Annotated in this window: 13 protein-coding genes; 5 read left to right on the forward strand and 8 right to left on the reverse strand. The window is 58.9% G+C overall.

The window, feature by feature from the left end; genetic code table 11:
- Nucleotides 1-50: 50 nt before the first annotated feature.
- Entirely contained in the window at nt 51-2,522 is a 2,472-nt protein-coding gene (locus tag AC5V87_RS07170; protein ID WP_495370432.1) for a putative bifunctional diguanylate cyclase/phosphodiesterase, read from the forward strand.
- Nucleotides 2,523-2,675: 153 nt separating this feature from the next.
- On the opposite strand, the gene AC5V87_RS07175 is transcribed toward AC5V87_RS07170, so the two are convergent.
- Nucleotides 2,676-3,476: a polysaccharide deacetylase family protein gene (locus AC5V87_RS07175; protein ID WP_495370433.1), complete on the reverse strand. Its 801-nt coding sequence runs from the start codon at nt 3,474-3,476 to the stop codon at nt 2,676-2,678.
- Between the two features lie 695 nt (nt 3,477-4,171).
- Here AC5V87_RS07175 and AC5V87_RS07180 point away from each other — a divergent pair.
- The 4 genes from AC5V87_RS07180 (at nt 4,172) to AC5V87_RS07195 (ending at nt 6,851) form a co-directional block, all read left to right on the forward strand.
- Nucleotides 4,172-4,324 carry a hypothetical protein gene (locus tag AC5V87_RS07180; protein WP_495370434.1) on the forward strand — a complete coding sequence of 51 codons (153 nt, stop codon included), beginning with the start codon at nt 4,172-4,174 and terminating at the stop codon, nt 4,322-4,324.
- 11 nt (nt 4,325-4,335) lie between these two features.
- On the forward strand, nt 4,336-4,479 hold the full coding sequence (locus tag AC5V87_RS07185; protein ID WP_495370435.1) for a hypothetical protein: 144 nt from the start codon (nt 4,336-4,338) through the stop codon (nt 4,477-4,479).
- A gap of 674 nt (nt 4,480-5,153) precedes the next feature.
- Complete coding sequence (locus AC5V87_RS07190) at nt 5,154-5,525, forward strand: helix-turn-helix transcriptional regulator (RefSeq protein ID WP_495370436.1); 372 nt, start codon at nt 5,154-5,156, stop codon at nt 5,523-5,525.
- A gap of 195 nt (nt 5,526-5,720) precedes the next feature.
- Nucleotides 5,721-6,851: a hypothetical protein gene (locus AC5V87_RS07195; RefSeq protein ID WP_495370437.1), complete on the forward strand. Its 1,131-nt coding sequence runs from the start codon at nt 5,721-5,723 to the stop codon at nt 6,849-6,851.
- A gap of 81 nt (nt 6,852-6,932) precedes the next feature.
- On the opposite strand, the gene AC5V87_RS07200 is transcribed toward AC5V87_RS07195, so the two are convergent.
- The 7 genes from AC5V87_RS07200 to proA all read right to left on the reverse strand — a co-directional run bounded on the left by AC5V87_RS07200 (nt 6,933) and on the right by proA (nt 17,186).
- Nucleotides 6,933-7,583, reverse strand: coding sequence for a hypothetical protein (locus AC5V87_RS07200; RefSeq protein WP_495370438.1), 651 nt, complete (start codon nt 7,581-7,583; stop codon nt 6,933-6,935).
- A 231-nt stretch (nt 7,584-7,814) separates the two neighbouring features.
- Nucleotides 7,815-8,417, reverse strand: a complete 603-nt coding sequence (locus AC5V87_RS07205; RefSeq protein WP_495370439.1) for a hypothetical protein — start codon at nt 8,415-8,417, stop codon at nt 7,815-7,817.
- 32 nt (nt 8,418-8,449) lie between these two features.
- On the reverse strand, nt 8,450-8,689 hold the full coding sequence (locus AC5V87_RS07210; protein ID WP_495370440.1) for a hypothetical protein: 240 nt from the start codon (nt 8,687-8,689) through the stop codon (nt 8,450-8,452).
- Nucleotides 8,690-8,744: 55 nt separating this feature from the next.
- Nucleotides 8,745-9,050: an AbiTii domain-containing protein gene (locus AC5V87_RS07215; protein ID WP_495370441.1), complete on the reverse strand. Its 306-nt coding sequence runs from the start codon at nt 9,048-9,050 to the stop codon at nt 8,745-8,747.
- The gene (locus AC5V87_RS07220) at nt 9,031-9,318 is read right to left on the reverse strand and encodes an AbiTii domain-containing protein (protein ID WP_495371846.1); all 288 of its coding nucleotides are present in this window, start codon (nt 9,316-9,318) and stop codon (nt 9,031-9,033) included. The genes AC5V87_RS07215 and AC5V87_RS07220 overlap by 20 nt, the downstream gene beginning before the upstream one ends.
- Before the next feature lie 380 nt (nt 9,319-9,698).
- Nucleotides 9,699-10,865, reverse strand: coding sequence for a nucleotidyltransferase family protein (locus AC5V87_RS07225; RefSeq protein WP_495370442.1), 1,167 nt, complete (start codon nt 10,863-10,865; stop codon nt 9,699-9,701).
- 369 nt (nt 10,866-11,234) lie between these two features.
- Nucleotides 11,235-17,186 (reverse strand): anti-phage protein ProA, encoded by a 5,952-nt coding sequence (gene proA / locus AC5V87_RS07230; RefSeq protein ID WP_495370443.1) that lies wholly within the window; start codon nt 17,184-17,186, stop codon nt 11,235-11,237.
- Between the last annotated feature and the right edge of the window lie 455 nt (nt 17,187-17,641).

Genomic DNA, 17,641 nt, shown 5'->3' on the forward strand with positions numbered 1-17,641 from the left:
GCTGGATTTTATGCCGTCCGGGCAGGAAGCTTAGGTCAGCGGGGCGTGTGATGAGTGCTGCGAACAGGCAATCCGTGGAATCAGATACCAGGCTGCTCAATGACATGCCGATCCTGCGGCGCAAGTGGCAAGCTGCGCTCGAGCCCGGCGAAACGCTTCCCCGCTACGAAAATGTGCTGCTGGGGAGCCTCGGGCGGCTTGCCGATCATCTTGTGCTGCTCAGGTGTGACGATGGCGCGTTTGCTGTTTCGCGCACTGGCCGTTATGTGCAGAACTGGTTGGGCGATGCCCGCTGGGACATTCCGCTTGATGCGTTGCGTCCAGACTGCGCGACAGCCCTCACCGAGGCGGCCTCGAATGCGATTGCAAACAACCATCCCTATCTCGCAACCGCTCATTGCGTGCAAGCCGGCATGGTACGGACCTACGACGTGCTGGCGCTGCCGACCTTATCGCGTTGGGCCCGTACGCTGGTCGGCGTCTATGTCAACGAGCGCGCTACAGAATACAATTTGATCGATGCAATCTTTTCCAAGACCGACGATGGCGTTATCGCGCTCTCAACCGTTCGCGATTCCGCGGGCAGGCCATTTGATTTTCAAGTTGTGCACAACAATCAGGCAGCCGCAAGGCTCCTCGGTGTGGAAGAGGGCAGCTTGCTGTGGCAGCGCCTCGGCAATGCAGACCATCTGCTTTGTTCGGAAGAGGTGATGGAGCGGTTGGGCGCCGCGGTCGCGAATGAATTCGGTGACCAGTTCGAGCTCGAATACGGTGATCAGAGCCTGCGCTTGCGCCTCAGTGCCTTCGGAGACATCGTGTCCGTGGTCATTTCCGACGTTACGTCGTTCAAGCGCCGGGACGCCTCGTTCAGGTTGCTGTTCGACAGTAATCCGATGCCGATGTGGGCGTTAGATGCCGAGACAATGGACTTCGTGAGGGTCAATGACGCGGCAGTGCAGCACTATGGCTATGCTCGCGAGACCTTCCTGCGAATGAAAGTTCAGGAGATCTGGCCAGACGACGAGCGGGTCAGCTATACGCGGGCGCTGCGAGAAGCGGGCGACATCTCTCAGTCCGAACATCCCTGGCGCCATGTCAGGGCTGATGGCACTGAGATTTCTGCGCTGACCTTTGGGCGGCGCCTCATGATCGAGGGACGCGAGGGTTATCTGGTTGTGGTGGTCGACATCACCGAACGGCGCAAGGCCGAGGCCCGCATCGCCCATATGGCACTTCACGACGGGTTGACCAACCTCGCTAACCGTGCACTCCACCAGAGGTGGCTCGGAGAGGCACTCGAAAGCGCTAATGCAGCCGGCAACCGCGTTGCGGCGCTCTGTATCGACCTCGACCTCTTCAAGAACGTCAACGATTCGTTCGGCCACCTCATCGGCGATCACCTGCTCGAGCAAGTGGCCGACCGGCTGCGGTCCAGGGTGGCCGGCAACAATCTGGCGGCACGGCTCGGCGGCGACGAATTTTCGATCATTCTCACGGATGATACCTCGCCGACGCATGTGAGCCAATTCGCGGACGACCTGATCAGAACATTGAGTGCGCCATACGAGATTGACGATATCGAGGTCATTATCGGTGCCTCGGTCGGAATCGCGCTGTCACCAGGCGACGGCGCGAGCAGCGCCGAGTTGATGCGTAACGCCGATATCGCGCTCTATCGCGCCAAAGAGGATGGCCGCGGAACGCATCGCTTTTTCGAGCCGGAGATGGATCAGCAGGTGCAGCGACGGCGCGAGATGGAGCTTGATTTGCGCCACGCCTTTGCCAGCAACGAGTTCGAGCTCTACTATCAGCCGCTGGTCGAGATCGCGAGCGACAAGATCTCAGGTTTCGAAGCGCTTCTGCGCTGGCCGCACCCAGAGAAGGGCATGATCTCGCCGGCCGAATTCATTCCCCTTGCGGAAGAAATCGGGCTGATCGGGCCCCTCGGAGAATGGGTGCTGCGCGAAGCCTGTAAGGAGGCGGCAAAGTGGCCTTTAGAGATCAAGGTCGCGGTCAACCTGTCACCGGTGCAATTCCGTAGCCGCAATCTGGTTCAGGTGGTGATTTCAGCGCTGGCGAATTCCGGCTTGGCCCCGAAGCGGCTCGAGCTTGAAATCACAGAATCGGTGTTTCTGGCGGAGACGGAGGCAAATCTTGCGATCCTGCACCAGCTCCGCGACCTCGGCGTCTCCATATCGCTGGATGACTTTGGAACGGGCTATTCGAGCCTCAGCTACTTGCGCAGCTTTCCCTTCGACAAGATCAAGATTGATCGCTCCTTTGTGAAGGATCTGGCGAAACGCTCAGATTGCGGGGCCATCGTGCGGGCGATCTCGGGCCTCGGCCGGAGCCTCAACATCACGACGACAGCGGAAGGGGTGGAGACCACGGAGCAACTCGATTGGCTTCGGGCCGAGGGTTGCAACGAGGTGCAAGGATTCTTGTTCAGCGGCGCCAGGCCAGCCGCCGAAGTGGGGCAGCTCTTGTTTCGCTTTGGCGCAAAGCCGCCCAGGGCGGCATGATCGCCGTGCCGCAGGAACAGCTTCGTCACGTTGAGGCTTCGCAAATCGAACCCGATCAGGCCACAAGGTCGCCCGTAGCCGTCTCTGCCCCCAGGAGGTGATCTCCGACACTTCTCGCGCGCCTTCACTGCGGGAAGGCGCGGTGCCAAGACTTCAAGGGGCTTCAGCGCTCTTGGCGGCAGCCGGCACCAGATGCACGATCCGATACCCGTTCTGATGCAGGTAACGCAGGAACGCAGGCAGCATGGCCGCCGTCCGCGTCTGCGCATCATGCAGCAGAATGATGCCCTTACGAGCGGCCTCGAGCCGCTCGATCAAGGTTGTGAGCTCCTGCTCTGGAGTTATGTTCTCCCAATCGCTCGCCCAAAGGTCAGCTCCGAACACGACAATTCCGCGCGCCTGCAAGAGATCGAGCGTCGCAGGTGTCGCGTCGAAGTAGGGGAACCGGAAGAACGGTGTCGAGGGCATTTTGGTGGACACACCGTTGAGTGCCATTTCGACGGCGGCGATACCGCGCTCGATGTCCTCTTTCGCCTGCTCGAACGAGATTTTCGACATGTTCGGATGCGACCAGCTGTGGGACGCTACGGTGTTCCCCTGGGCGGCCATACGCCGCACGAGTTCGGGAAATTCCGCCGACGATCGGCCGACCAGAAAGAACGTGGCTCGCGCGCATTCCTGTGCGAGCGCGGCCAGTACCTTATCCGTGTTCGGCGGCCGCGGTCCGTCATCGAAGGTGAGGACGACTTCATGGTCCGCGAGAGGAAGCGTCTCTGGAAAGTTCTGCAGCCCCACGCGCGGGAAGAGCGCGGCATCGACAGCGAGCACCCGCCCCGTGCCGAGCGCATCCCGCCGATTGCAGCTAGAGGTGTCTGGCATGGCAGTACCGGCGAGCAACGCCAGCCCAGCGCAGCCGATGCGAAAAGCTAATCTAGGCAGGCGCAACTCCGTCATTACGCGTTAGTGCGACCTCGATTGGTTGGTGAGCCCCGTGGTACTCAGCAGACTATCTGATCGGCATCGCGGGATTTCGGCGCATCGAGGCCATGTCGTGCGCACAAAGGTCGTCGAACGTCCGTTATCCGCTCGAACCGCGCCCGCTGCCTGACTTGCTTGAGCTGGGGGTGGCCCTGATGCGACATGGCGTGTGATCGCTGATGTAAGCGTGACGGGATGGATTTCCGGGTTCCTGTGGCGATAATCCCTTGCCAAGCTTGCCAAGCGGCCGTGCCGCGATGATCGCTCCGCTTCTTCGCGTGTGAGGCGCTGCTTCTCGCGTACGCGCTTATCAAGCTCGTTGGAGTTTTTCCTAGCTTTAAGGTCAAGTCGGGAATGCAGGTCAATGTGTTGGGCGCCGAGATCGGCGGCGATCGAGTTACGACGAGAAGGTCCGCCTTGTCCAAGAGACCTTGCAGCCCGGCGAGACGGTCTGCGGGGTGACACGCGGCACGGGGTGGCTCATAGCCTGCTGTTCACCTGGCGTCGACAAGCGCGCCAGGTCGGGGCGGTTGGACAACTACCGGGTTGTCATGAGGTCATTCAATGCGATCGACCGGCCTCCCTTGAGTGACGGCAGAAGAGGCTTCACCGAACCGTGAGCTCCCAGATGATGCGAATGGCCCCCTTCAATCGATGGTCGGAAAATATGCATGTTTCTAACGCGCAGCTTACTGAAAGCGGTGCGCGTCAATACGGGAATCGTCACCGAAGCTTGCAACGGCATCCAAGTCGCCCTGCAAACCGTGACGGATACGAAGGCCAAGGTCGATCTCTTATCGGGCAAGATCGAAGGGGTGCTGTGACGGAGGAGCCGATGAACCTTCGTTCGATCCTGCGCAAGATACGCATCCTCTATCCGTTCGACATCGAAGACGTCGATCAGGCGGAAGCTGAGAACTCGCTACGTGACCATGATGCCGCGATGAGCCGCATCAACACGATCGCGACGGGTGTTTGAGAGGTGCAAGGAAAACTCCTGGAGTCGATAGCGTACTCGCGGACGTCGAGCCAGACGGCAAGCAATCCAGACATCTTGGCCGGACTGGTCCACGGCATGAAGTCGATGGGGCTTGGTGGACGAAAGTGGACGCATTGAAATGCTGATGTCACGATCCCTCGAAGGGACGTTCGGAACGCTCTTCGTCCTGCTGCTCTTCGCCTGCTTCATGTTCGGCTCTACATTGCTCGCGTAGGTCAGGAAGAACGGCTTAGGGCCCCGATGACCCTGAACGGACCGCGACGCCGCCGATCGTGCTTAATGCGCTGCGTGCATGGAAGCTCCAGTGCTACAAGACCGAGCTCGGGCTGGTATTTCCGAGCCCGATGGAGGATGTAGAAATCATCGGCCCCGACTACATTCTCAAAAGGGGCCTGTAGCCGGCGCAGATTGCCGCCGGGATCACCAGACGGCGAGCTCGAATTGCCGCCGAAGGTGGTTCCGGAGCGCCTTGGTCATTCGACCATCGCGATGACCCCGGATATCTGACAGACACCCATTTCCGCGTCATCATGACAGCCAGGAATTGGCTGCAGCGGAGCGGGCGTGGTTAATGCGGGGTTAAGCCTGCTGTAGGCCCTTGAAAATGTCGGGTATCTGAGTCAACGAATGTCGTCGATTGACGACATTTGGTAATGTCGACGAACGGCGACATTTTTGAATGTCAGCGAATGGCGACATCTGATAATGTAAAGCGAACGCTGACATTCGGATTTCCCATGCTTACACGTACCGCAGCCGATTTTGGCGCCGTCATCCGCGACCGGCGCAAACGCCTCAAGCTCGATCAGTCGACGCTGGCCAAACAGGTTGGTGTCAGTCGCCAATGGCTCATTGAAGTCGAGCATGGACATCCGCGCGCAGAACTCGGGCTAATCCTCCGCGTCCTCGATGCTCTCGGCATTAAGCTCGATGCAGACAGCAATCCCTCCGCGGGCCGCAGTGCCCCGAAAACCGCCGTCGATCTGGACGCCATCGTGGCGAAAGCCAAAAAAGGCAAGCCTTAATGGCTGAGCTCATTGCACTCTTGGATGGCAACGAAGTCGGTCGTATCCGAAGTGACGCACGCGGCCGGCTGACCTTTGTCTATGACAATGCATGGCGCAACGCTGAGGGAGCCTACTCGCCACGCCACATTTGCGAAATGGGATGCGCGCGCCGACAAGTTCGTGCCGTGCGACTGCCCGACGGAAGTCGCTCGCATGATCCTCGCGAGCAAGGGTCATGGCTGGACCGTGCCGCGCCTGCGGGCCATCATCAGCGCGCCGACGCTGCGGCATGACGGAACGGTGCTCAGCGCGCCTGGATACGACAAGGCCACTGGCCTCCTGCTGGTCGGGGACCGCATCTGGAGGCAGGTTCCTGAAAACCCATCTAAACGCGACGCGGCGAAAGCTCTGGACGTGCTGGTAGAGCCGATCGACGGGTTTCCCTTCGTTGATAACTCTGACCGCGCTGCCGCCTTGGCGCTGCTCATCACCAGTGTCATGCGTCCTAGCCTGAAAACGGTCCCGATGTTCACCGTGACCGCGCCTGCGGCGGGGACCGGAAAGAGCCTTCTGGTTGACATCGCCGCCATTTTGGCAACGGGCCGCAAGGCCGCAGTCGTCACGCCGACGCAGGATGAGGCCGAACTTGAGAAACGGATCGGCGCTGCCGCGCTTGCGGGCGATCAGATTATCAGCATCGACAACGTGACGCACATCCTGCGGAGCGATCAGCTTTGCCAGCTTCTCACCCAGGAGGAGGTTCAGGTCCGGGTGCTCGGCGCGTCCAAGAATGTCCGCATTCCTTCGACCGCGCTGATCTGCGCCACGGGCAACAACCTGTCGATCCACGGCGACTTGAACCGCCGCTCCGTTCGCATTCGACTGGACGCTAAATGCGAGCGGCCTGACGAGCGCCGCTTTGACCGTGATGCGACGGGCGTCGCGCTGCGGAAGCGCTCCGAACTCGTTGCCGCCGCGCTGACCATCGTCCGAGCTTACCTGTCTGCCGGTGCGCCAAGCCAAGCCTCGCCCATGGGGGCGTTTGAGGACTGGTCAGATACCGTGAGATCGGTCCTGATCTGGCTGGCTATGGGCGATTGCCGGGGCGATGTCGATGCGATGCGAGCAGAGGACCCCGAGAAGGCGGAACTTGCTGAGATCATCGAGGCTCTGCCGACCGGCAGGTTCACGGTCCGCGAAATCGCGCATAATGTCCTCGGAGAGCACCGAGATGCGAGAGGTGTTCGCCGCTTTTCTGGGGCGCAATGGCGTATTCGCCTCAAAGAGTTTCGGCCGCTATCTGGCGCGGTTTCGTGGCACCATCATCGGCGGGCGATCGATTGAACTAGTGACCAAGGACATTCACGGCGCTGTGTGGCAGGTTCGTGGCCAAGTCGATCAACAATGGTGAGGTCGCCGTACGGATCACTTTCCCTCTGTCGTGCCACTCGCATTACCGGCCATAATGGTCAGTGGAAGTGCGCCCACGAAAGCGTCGGGAAATGAGGGTAGGTAAACGCCATCGTTAATCCCAACCTCATGCCATGCTAGGTACCATTGAGAGCGATGACCCATCCCCTTAGTTGCGTCTGGCCTGACAAAATCGATATTGATCTGAACTGAAGCCATCTCACTCGGAATTTTGAGTGCGAGCACTTCCGATTCCCAGCGTCCCCTCATTGATCCGGTAGCAGTCTTAAGGCCGGAAACGGGGCCTGACGTTGCTTTTATCCATGGCACCTCCAAATCCTGCTGCAGCATAAGTGGAATATTTGCGATGCCTCGAAATGACGCATCCTGTGCGCGCTGGCCTTTGCTCTTTAGGTGAAAGTAGTTTGGCGCATGCCACGTTAGATGAGGGTTAACGACCTGAACTGCAGCCGAAGGGTCTGAGACCACTTCGAACGTCGTCTTTACCCGGTTGTAGGCATTCCAAATACCGACAATCGCCTCAAATTTCGGCGCAATATAGGTGTTGTCACTGAGGCCGAAAGATATATCGCCATTCTTTTGGAACGAGAGCCACCCTATTCTGACGCGCCTGCTTGGCGTATCGCAGCATAGTGATTTAATCATGACATCCACAATGGACGCGATCGAGCGCTTTGAGCGCGCCGCGAACGTAGGTTGCGTAAAGCAGTCAATTCGTACTCCAAAATTAGAATTCTACCCATCTGAGGTTTGTGAGGTTTCTGAGCTTTCTCCCAACCCTAACGCGGAAACTGTCAGTAGAGCTGGTTATATACCGGTGTACACATGACAATTCCTGAGGAGCAGCTGAAACAAACATCAGAAACCTCCGAAACATCATCGCTCCGTGCGATTTGCAATGCCATCAATAGCCCGTTGCGCGCGTTCAATCTGGTCGTCTTCTAGGTGGAGCCGAAGGGGAGCCATGTCGAACAGTTGGCGGCAGGCTTTTGCTGCTGCTCCGAACATCCGCGGCAAACCGGCGATCTCCAGTGACCATCCGCGCGGCTTGACGTGCGCCAAGTCGTTCCGGAAGCCATTTAAGCTCAGAAGATCGTCCTTCTCCCCTTCTGTGAGCACGAGCGTTCCATGCATGTCGTGAACGTTGGCCGCGTCGCATGCGCGGCTCAGAAGTTCTCCGAATACAACCACCCGCTCCTCGGCAGGCGGCTCAATGTCGGCATCATTCCTGGCCTTGAAATAGTCCAGCCATTCCTTCTGTAACTTCTTCGGCAGAGCGCCTATCCCAGCTGTGCCACTGAGCGTCTCGACCAGCGCCGCTGTCAGAGCTTGATGAATGTCTGTGATTGCGAAGAACCACCGTGCCGTGTCGCCCGAGGTTGCTGCATCATATTCAGTGGCGGCTCTCTCGCAGGCGTGCACTGCTAAAAGAGCGGGGCTGGTTCGCGCATAGAGATCATCCGACACGCTTGGTTTCATATTGACGCTTCCTCCCTCGGCGAACTTCAAGCCTACGCGGGGACGCCTGTTCCCAGAACATTATTCAGGAGAGTCACGGCGCCGCTTGCAATGAGGTTGCCCGCGGCTCCGGACAAGGCGGCGCGAATGTCCGTCAGAGCAGCCTTTACCAACGACGGGTCAGGCTTAGGCTTCATGACTTCCTGATCGACCTTCTGAAGTCGTTCGTTGAAGCCGGCCGGATCGGCCGTCAACTCGGCAAGGGCAGCAGCATTCGCCCTGAGTTGGGACACAACAGATCTTGCAGCGTCGATGGAGATCGTGCCTACCGTGATGGACCCGACGGAGTTATGGTTGCCAATCGAGCCGACAAGCGAATGAATTGCCGATCGTGATATTGGCAGCGGAGCTTTCGGCTATCTTTTTCTCATTCTCTGAGAAGCTCATTCCATCACCTTTGATTCCGCTCTTTTCGAGGTTGATCGCCCAGTCCAAAACCAAATTTCTAACGGCCGATAGCACACCGGAAAGCTGTGCTCGATCTATAAACAGCGCATAAGAAGCTTGGCCGCCGCCAGCAGCCCTTGAAATGATTTCCGCGAGCTTCCCACTGAACTGGATCTGGAAAGTCCGATTATCGGCGGGCTCCAACATCGCTTCGATCTGAGCGACAGGTTGACCGTTTCCCTTTTCCAGAGAAGGAACTTGTGTCGCCGAGAAGGGTCTGCCAGCCGGTATAGCCGTTGTTATACCGGACGGTACCTTTCATCATTCGATATGCTGGGACCGCTGTTTCATAGCCGTCGAGCTCGTTCGATACCCAATCTTCGACGGTGTCGAGTTTCAACTTTGCTGCGGCAAGTCTGACCTTGCGTAGTAGAGTCGATACCGGGATCGTGGGGTCGAGGGCCTCTTTCTGAATTTCTTTCGATCAGTGAACTCACTTTAGCTTCTTATAGCTCCGATCACCAGTACTTCGGAATAAGGGCAGAAAACATGTAAGAGGAGCCATTTCGCGGTTGATTCGCGAGCGACGTCCCTGATTACCGGGCGAAATGGCACCGAAGGGCGCCCTCCGCCAAGCCATAACAGACCTTGCGGCAAGCGGCGGCGCTTACGTCATTGCTTCAACCAGAGATAATCTTTCGGATAGCTCGCTGGCTGATCGTAAGGCTGCGATGGAACTATGTTTGTCTAGCTTTTCCCTGGCCGGCAAAGTCGAGGTAGATTTCTTCGATTGTCGCCGTAGGCGAGGGGGAGCCTTGCAGGGCTGCCATGTCCCGGCGACGAGCCAATGTACCGTTACGGCGCAGGCGCTGCTGTCGCCTTCGCTATCGAGAGACGCGCGAGAAGCCCGTCCTTGCCACCCGTAAGGCCGTACTCGTCCGCCGACTTCCCGTCGAGTTTCGCCGCTTCGGCGACACCCTTCGAGAGCATGGCGAAAGTGTCATCGGAAAGACGTAGGGCGCCAACGCCAAGGCGGCGTCGCCATCTCGCTCCGCGTTCCCATGCCTCCATCCATGCGAAGCCTAGGTCACTTCCGCGCTTAACGGTATCGAACGCCTGAATGAGCGCACCGGCTTGGTTGATGTCCTTCTTCGCCTTGTCCGCAAAGAAGACGTTCCTCTTGGTTGCGACTATGAGCTTGTGGATGGCGTACCGCTCCGGCGCCGGTACAAGGACCGGTACGCCTGCATCGTGCAGAACGACGGAGCGGATCGGCTCATGGATCAGGTAGTCCAAGAACCGTAATACCTGTGCGCCCACCGACGGCCCCAACGACGGCATCTTCGTTAGCCTGGAGGAGTAGTCCTCGTCGCCGCGGTTCGGCGTGAGGAATTCAACTTTGAACCCGGTGGCGTTCGCGAAACCGCTGAACAGCTTCGTCTCGTCGGGGGAGAACGAGGGCGCGAACGTCGGATCGACCTTTTTCAGGATGTCTTCAATGTCCGGCATGCTCTCATCGATAAAGATCGAGATACCGTAGAACTTGGCGATATCCATATCCTCGGTCGTGACGAGTTCGTCGCGAAGCCTGACGCCGAGGACGCCACTGTATGTTTGATAAGCCATCGAACCGACAAGCGTGGCGCGAAGTCGAAAAAGTCCCGCTCGCGCGAGTTCGCTGACAACGAGACCTTCCATATGAGGCGGAGCCGGGTAGCCCGCCCGCCTCAACTTCGCAGCCAGCTCTCGACGCGCGCGATATCCGATCTTCGTGCGCTGAAACGCTTGGGCGCGCTTGGCGATCTCCGGATCGTCGGCCGGCCCGACGTATTTGAGGGCCGTCTTCGTCGGTCCCTGGCCGCCGGAGGTCTCATAGGCCTTGTAATAGTAGTATTCGCGATTGGCCCGCTTCTGTTTGAGAAAGGTCCCGTTCTCCGGGAAATTCTCATCGAAGTCGGCGTCGGTCGCCTTTTGAACCAGGTCGGAAAACATGACTTGGTCGATGTTTGAAAACTGCTTCATGGGTCTTTGTTACCATGTTGGCGAAGTGGTAACAAAGGTCTTTTTGTATCCATTCTGCCGAAATGGTAGCAAGTCCCTTGTGTCCATTTCGGCAAAATGGTAACAATAATAAAATCAACAGTTTACCTGAAATTTGTTCCAGGTTCACTATTCTGGAACCTTGGCTCCGCCTCATTCGCCTCCCTGCGGATGAGTTCGGGCACGAGGCCGGACCGAGGTCCTCTCCGCTGTCTGGGCACCCCGGGGCGGAGCCGCCCGACGCGGCGGCTCTGGAAGGCCGCGCCAGACGCGGGTCGGCGCGCGCTTTGAGGTAGCAGCTGCTGGATGATCCTTTCGCGCACGAACAGTCTCTTGAGCCAATCTGTAGGGTTAGCTAGCTGCCGCCACAGCAGCTTCGAAACGATCGCGGGTCGAAGCTGCCAGCCGCCCTAAGCCGAAGTGCTCCTGCATGCCGCGGATGATATCCTCATCTTCCTCGAGGCCAGCGCTCCGCAGCATCCCAGCGAGATCCGCCAATTCGGGAAGCGGAATGTCACTGTGATCGCGTCCCCCAGCGCCCCTGTAAGGAGCCCTGTCCTGCGCCGCGGCATCCTGAGGCCAAACAATCTGCCGCTCGCCGTCCTTGGACATCGGAAACCGATTTCGTCCGAGGGATGAGGCGACGATGTTTTGGACCGTCTCACCCGAGCGCATGAAACCGTGTGCACGCGCAATGCGATCTACAATCACGTCGAAATAGATCGGGCCTTCGGTATCGACAACATGATCGACCATACTACGGAGTGTCCCGCGGTAGCTCGCCTCGTAGAAGCGCTCCCGATCAGGGGGCGCCACATTTGCGGGATCGGCTTTGACATACGTGGCCGTCCCTCGATCGGGCTCCCGCACCTCGGTCATCGGTCCTCGAGCGTAGACCTTCGTTTCCCCGACAGGCGCTCCGTCGTCGTTTACCAATTCCGGCGAGACTTCGGTTTGCTCAGATTCGGGGGCCGCCTCTGCGACCGACGTTTCGGCGCCAGCCGGCTCGCCGGTATCATTAACGGACGGGATTCTCTCCGGCGGAGGCGCTGGTTCTTCACTTATCGCGGGAGCTCGCCGAGAAGCACGGTCGGCTTCGAGATCGGCGACCAGCCTTGCGTGGATCTTTTCCGTCGCAGTAGATGAATCCATCCACCATTCCGTGCTCCAGATCCGCCGAATTCGCCAACCAAGATCCGTAAGCACCATTTCGCGCAGACGGTCGCGGTCGCGGGCGGTGGCCGATCGGTGGTAGGCAGCGCCGTCGCATTCGACGCCGGCAAGATATCGCCCGGGGAAATCCGGATGAACGACGCCGAGATCGATCCGGAAGAAGGAGACGCCCACCTGAGGATGAACCTCCCAACCCTTCTCTTGGAGGGCCCGCATCACAGCGTCCTCAAACGGCGATTCCGCGTCGCGCCCGGTTGACGAGAAGGCCTCGGCGATAGCCCGTGCGCCGTTCTCAGCGAACTCGAGGAAGTGTTTGAAGTCGACTACACCTTTGGCGCCGGTCCGCCCGAGATCGATCTGCTCGGGCCGCAATGTCGCGAACACCAACAACTCGCGCCGCGCACGAGTGACCGCGACGTTGAGGCGGCGGTGGCCGCCCTCGCTGTTCAGCGACGAGATCTGAGCTGTGACACGTCCAGTCTTGTCCGGTCCGACCGCCACCGAGAATACGATCACGTCCCGTTCGTCGCCCTGCACGTTCTCGATGTTCTTGACCAGGATCGGTTCCCTGGACTGGTTGCGATCGAAGTGCGGCTCCAGCGATGGGTCAGAGCGGCGGGCTTGATCGAGCAAGTTCTCGATCAGCCGTTGCTGTTCGCCATTAAATGTGACGACGCCAATTGAATGGGACGACGTTTTCATGCGCCGAACGACCTCGGCCACCACGGCTTCGGCCTCCTTGCGGTTTATCTTGGCGCCGCCTCGCTCGTAGACGCCGCCCTCTACGTGAATATAGCGGACCGCGGTATCGCGCGTCACGGGCGAGGGGAAAGTCGTCAGCTCACCCCGATAATATTTGACGTTGGAGAAAGCGATTAGACTCTCGTGGCGGCTGCGGTAGTGCCAAGACAGCCGCATGCTCGGAATGTTCGAGGCAAGGCATTCGTCAAGTATGCTCTGTTGGCTCTGGATGGTCGAACCGTCGTCATCTTCGTCATCGACGCCACGCTGTCCGACGTTCGTCGGGGGCAGCTGCTCCGGGTCGCCGACGATCACAACTTGAGTGCCGCGCGCAATCGCTCCGATTGCGTCCCATACCGGGATCTGAGAGGCCTCGTCGAAAATTACGACATCGAAGGGTTTGGCGTCTGCGGGTAGGTACTGCGCAATAGAAAGCGGGCTCATCATAACGCATGGGGCGAGCTGGGTTAGCACCGTCGGGAGGCGGCCAAACAGCTGCCGAAGCGGCATGTGCCGAGCTTTCTTATTGATCTCGCGCGCGAGCGTGCCCCATTCCGGATCCTTGCCGAAATTAGTCTGAGTTGGCACCCCCGCCCCAATTCGTGCCTTTACGATGTCTCTGGCGAGTTCTCCAACCCGCTTGTCAGCCGCGATGAACGCCTCAATGGTGGCTTCGTGCTTTTCCGCAAGAAAGCCACTTAGAACCTCGTCCTCGTTGACGATAGCTTCGGCAATCCAGCGCGCATAAGAGTAATCGAAGACGTTCGAGAGGGCCGTCCCATCTACGATTCCGTTTTCGACGGCATCGACGAGAGGGGAAAGTCCCGCTGCGCGTGCCGATCGAGCAGCCCAACGCCAAGTCGCCCATTGCGGAGCCTTGATGACGTTTGATCTCCAATTCGCGGTTCGTTGGAGGAGGGCCTCGATCCAGCCAGATTCGATCTTGACGATGTCCTCCGGGTCATCAAGGCCGATGCATGCACCCAGCTCTTTGGCCGTCCGGTGCATAGTCGGAAATGCCCTGTACATAGCCTCGAATGCATGGCGGACCTGTCCGCTCGGCCGGAAGCGAGGATTGTTGCGAAGCAGCATATCTTGGATATGCAGGAGCAGCTGATGCGGCTGCATGCCATCGATAGGATATGCATCGACCGCATCGCGTACGCTTGTGGCCCAGTCGATCAGCCCTTGGAAACGAGACACCTCGCTCTGCGGCCCGCGCCAAAGGCGCTCCATGCCCCTGAAGCGAGGTTTCGTATTCTCGATTTCGCGCAGCAAGCCAGCGAGCTCTTGCAGCACAACAATGTCTCGACCGATGTCCTTAGGCACCTCGTCCGGGCAATATGGCTTCAGAGCCAATCTGACCTTCTTTTTCCGGCCGCTTCGCACGAGAACATTCGACGCGCATGCATCCGTCCAATCGCGCTCGAGCGATGGCAGATCCAGCAGCGCCGCCCTGAGCTCGTATTGGACGGAAAGCTGCGAGTTTTTCTCGTTTAGCCGGCCTACGGCGTCGGCAAGGTCGTGCAACGCGTTCACGCGTTCTGGTGCGTCGGTCGAGAGCAAAAGCGATCCGTCCGCAGCATCGGTGTGCAGCAGCAACGAGACGAGCTTGATCAGTTGCGGCAACAGACCATCGTTGCGAGCGGCGCCATCGAGCCCAATCGATAACACCAGATCGTCGGCGGCCGTCCTAACTTCCTGGAGGGCGAGATGGAGACGGTCGACCAGCTGCTGAAGCGACTGTACCCACGCAGGACTCCATTTGGTCTGCTCGATGCCTTTGAGTGGATGATTGACAGGATCACCCACGGCTTCGAGGGCGGTGCGAATATCTGAGCAAATCTCGCGCATGCGAACGAGATCTTCGGGGGTATGTACCGTACCGATAGGCCATGTCAGGCCGATGTCTGGAAACCGATCGCGATCGGCGACGACCCGTCCGAAGGCCTCGTATGCTGTCATTCCATTGGCGCGGCGCCGGTGTAGCGCGGAAACAAGCTTGTTCAGTTGGTCGCGTCGCCGCTTCAGCTCGCTAGCCGCTGCCGACCAATGTTCCTCGGTGACGAGATTGCGCTCGCGCCAGGCGGTGGCCAGCTGCTCCAGCACATTAGACTTCTGGGCTTTGGTCGAATGAACCTCGAGACAGTAATTACCGAGACCGATCGCCTGCATTCGCTGTCTTACGACTTCGAGCGCAGCAGTCTTTTGCGACACGAAAAGAACCGTCTTTTGATGAGCGAGGCAGTTCGTGATCATATTCGCGATAGTCTGGCTCTTGCCCGTGCCCGGCGGGCCGAAGAGCACGAAATCGCCTCCACGCTGCGCGGCGAGCACGGCAGCAACTTGGGAGGAGTCGGCCGAGAGCGGCGTGAAGAGTTCGGCCGGATCGATGACTTGGTCGATGGTGTGCTCTGCGACAAAGGCGGCGCCCGAGCCGTCATAGGTGTGGGTGGGGGTGTCTATCAGATGCCGCACCACCGTATTTCGCTTCAGGATTTCGGTGCGGTCGACGAGATCCTTCCACATCAGGTACTTCGTGAAGGACAGCGTCGCGAGCACGACCTGCTCGGTAACCTCCCAGCCTTTGATACTCTTGATATGACGCCTGATGGTCTTCCAAATACCTGCAACATCGAGCCCAGTTGCGTCTTCCGGCAATTCTCCTTCGAGTTCGGGAATCGAGAGGTCAAAATCCTGCTTCAGCATCTGCAGCAGGGTCGGATTGAACCGAGCCTCATCCTCGTGCAGCGCGAGGCGGAAGCCGGAGCGCACGCTCTTGCGCTCAAGCTGGACCGGGACAAGGATCAACGGAGCACGGTAGGGCCCGGCGCCATCCTGGGGCGTCCACTTTAGGAAGCCGAGGCAGAGGTACAGTATGTTGGCTCCGCCCTCCTCGAAGGCGAGGCGGGTGGCCCGGTAGAGGTCGGTTAGCCGACCTTCGAGTTCGGTCTCCGGAACGGCGGTGTGGAGTTCGCCGCGGACCATGGCGTCAGAGATGAAATTTTTGCGGGCGTCGTCCTGCAGCCGCTGCGCGAGCAGCGCAGTATCGCGGCCATCGCTGCCATCGAGCACGCTGGCTCTTCCGAGCAATTTGAAGCGGTCTCCACCTGAGAGCTTGTCCTCCAATATCGCCGCATCAGGGCACTCGATCCCGATGGTGGATTTCGAGTCCTTGAAGTTCAGCAGGCGGTTCCTCAGCGTGAGGTCTAGAAGATTGCGTTTCCAAACCTCTAGCCGATCCAGGCTCCGTTCAGAAACGTCTTCCCGTGGTTTGTCGAGATTCTCTTCAAATTTTGGTATTTCGCCAAGTTCATTCGGGACAGACGGTGCGCCAGAAGGGGTTATGGTCGGCTCGCCGGACCTCGTTAGATCGAGTGGCCGGATCTTAGCGCTTCGTGCACGCTTGACGTCGATGGCAAGCTCGAACTCGGACGTTGCCTCCTCGGCGATCAACTTGGCGCCGGCATCGACAGCTTGTTTGAAACGGCCTGGATTTGACCCCGTGAGGATCGTCGTCTCCACCAGGACCATCTCATCGAGCTGCACGCGCTTGCGCAGCATCTGCGCGTCGTCGATTACAAGGCTTGAGAAGTCTTCGTCAACGAGCCACACGCCAACGAAAGCGTGACCTTCAGTTAGGACAAGCACAGGATTGAGGCCTGCCTGCTCAAGGCAGGACGCATAGAGGAGAGTAAGATCCAGACAGGTTCCGACCTTACGAGACAGGATTTCGCTGGGGCCTCGGATCTGCTGGCCCGACCGTTCAAAGCTTTTCGCGGGGAGGACGTAGGCGATTGAGTGCGAAACCAGAGCTGCCCAGACGGCATCGGCTATCTCCCAGGCCCGCGCCTTGGTCTTCTTGTGATAGCCATCTATCGCATCATGACGGCCTGCTGCTGCCAGCTTACCCGAGGCTTCCCGAAGGATGACATCGATGGTGGGATCCGTCGGTCTAACGAAAGCGGCCAGCAGCTCGGGCGCGGCGTTGACGCCGCCCCAGTGCGAGGGAGGGAGCAGATTGAGCTCGACTGCGCTCTCGATAAGCGTTTCACCCGCGGATTCTACGCGAATGCGCAACTGCGCTCGCCTGGACGCGGTTACGCCGGCCAGGAACGCAGGATCCAGCTTCAGGTCTGGGCTGCGGATATGATGATTGGCGCGATCGGCAACGTATTGGATCTGTGACACCGCGGGTGTCAGAAACGGAGGCTCCGCTGTGAGATGTACGGAGAGCTCTGAAAGATCGCGCCCCGTGCCGTTCTCGATTGCCAATTCGCGGACTATTGGGACAGCGTTTTGATAGAAGGCGATGTTGACGTTGTCCGCAGCCGTGCAATTGATTTTCAGTCCGCCAGCTGGTTCCTTGATTTCAGCCCTCTCCGCCATATTGTGCGCCCCCAAAAAGAAAATTCGGCAACTGTAGACCATCTTCGGCCAAGAACAATCATGCGCAAGCTAGACTTGACTGGGCTTGACATAATGGTGGCCGCCTAAAGAATCGCCCTATTGCCTCCCGGCGTCTTCTACTCCTTTGGAGCAGGTGTAAAGTAAGTCCTTCGGATGCGCTAAAGAACGTAGGGAGATCCCCAGGGCTGGTCAAAAGTCTCGCAGTCGGGCCACACAATCAATAACGGCCATTGCCATTGTGATTGCGAGCGCCCGAGTTCACTGGGGATGCGCTACTTAATACAACGAAGTCGCAACGATGGCCGTGTCGCAAGCGCTAATGATCCATTCTCAATGCGTGTTCGATCAATACCCGATTTCCGTGCAGGGTCGCCCCCTCATCGCCAATTGAGGCAGATAACCCAATGAACCCCCGCCCGGCCCCACGTGGCTTG

The organism is Bradyrhizobium sp. SOJA106 (assembly GCF_059448745.1).

What these genes read in the sequence shown, in the direction of transcription:
- AC5V87_RS07175 (WP_495370433.1), bottom strand. Translation starts at nt 3,476, where the DNA reads ATGACGGAGTTGCGCCTGCCTAGATTAGCTTTTCGCATCGGCTGCGCT.
- AC5V87_RS07195 (WP_495370437.1), top strand. Translation starts at nt 5,721, where the DNA reads ATGATCCTCGCGAGCAAGGGTCATGGCTGGACCGTGCCGCGCCTGCGG.
- AC5V87_RS07190 (WP_495370436.1), top strand. Translation starts at nt 5,154, where the DNA reads ATGTCGACGAACGGCGACATTTTTGAATGTCAGCGAATGGCGACATCT.
- AC5V87_RS07180 (WP_495370434.1), top strand. Translation starts at nt 4,172, where the DNA reads ATGTTTCTAACGCGCAGCTTACTGAAAGCGGTGCGCGTCAATACGGGA.
- AC5V87_RS07200 (WP_495370438.1), bottom strand. Translation starts at nt 7,583, where the DNA reads ATGATTAAATCACTATGCTGCGATACGCCAAGCAGGCGCGTCAGAATA.
- AC5V87_RS07205 (WP_495370439.1), bottom strand. Translation starts at nt 8,417, where the DNA reads ATGAAACCAAGCGTGTCGGATGATCTCTATGCGCGAACCAGCCCCGCT.
- AC5V87_RS07170 (WP_495370432.1), top strand. Translation starts at nt 51, where the DNA reads ATGAGTGCTGCGAACAGGCAATCCGTGGAATCAGATACCAGGCTGCTC.
- AC5V87_RS07185 (WP_495370435.1), top strand. Translation starts at nt 4,336, where the DNA reads ATGAACCTTCGTTCGATCCTGCGCAAGATACGCATCCTCTATCCGTTC.
- AC5V87_RS07225 (WP_495370442.1), bottom strand. Translation starts at nt 10,865, where the DNA reads ATGAAGCAGTTTTCAAACATCGACCAAGTCATGTTTTCCGACCTGGTT.
- AC5V87_RS07215 (WP_495370441.1), bottom strand. Translation starts at nt 9,050, where the DNA reads ATGTTGGAGCCCGCCGATAATCGGACTTTCCAGATCCAGTTCAGTGGG.
- proA (WP_495370443.1), bottom strand. Translation starts at nt 17,186, where the DNA reads ATGGCGGAGAGGGCTGAAATCAAGGAACCAGCTGGCGGACTGAAAATC.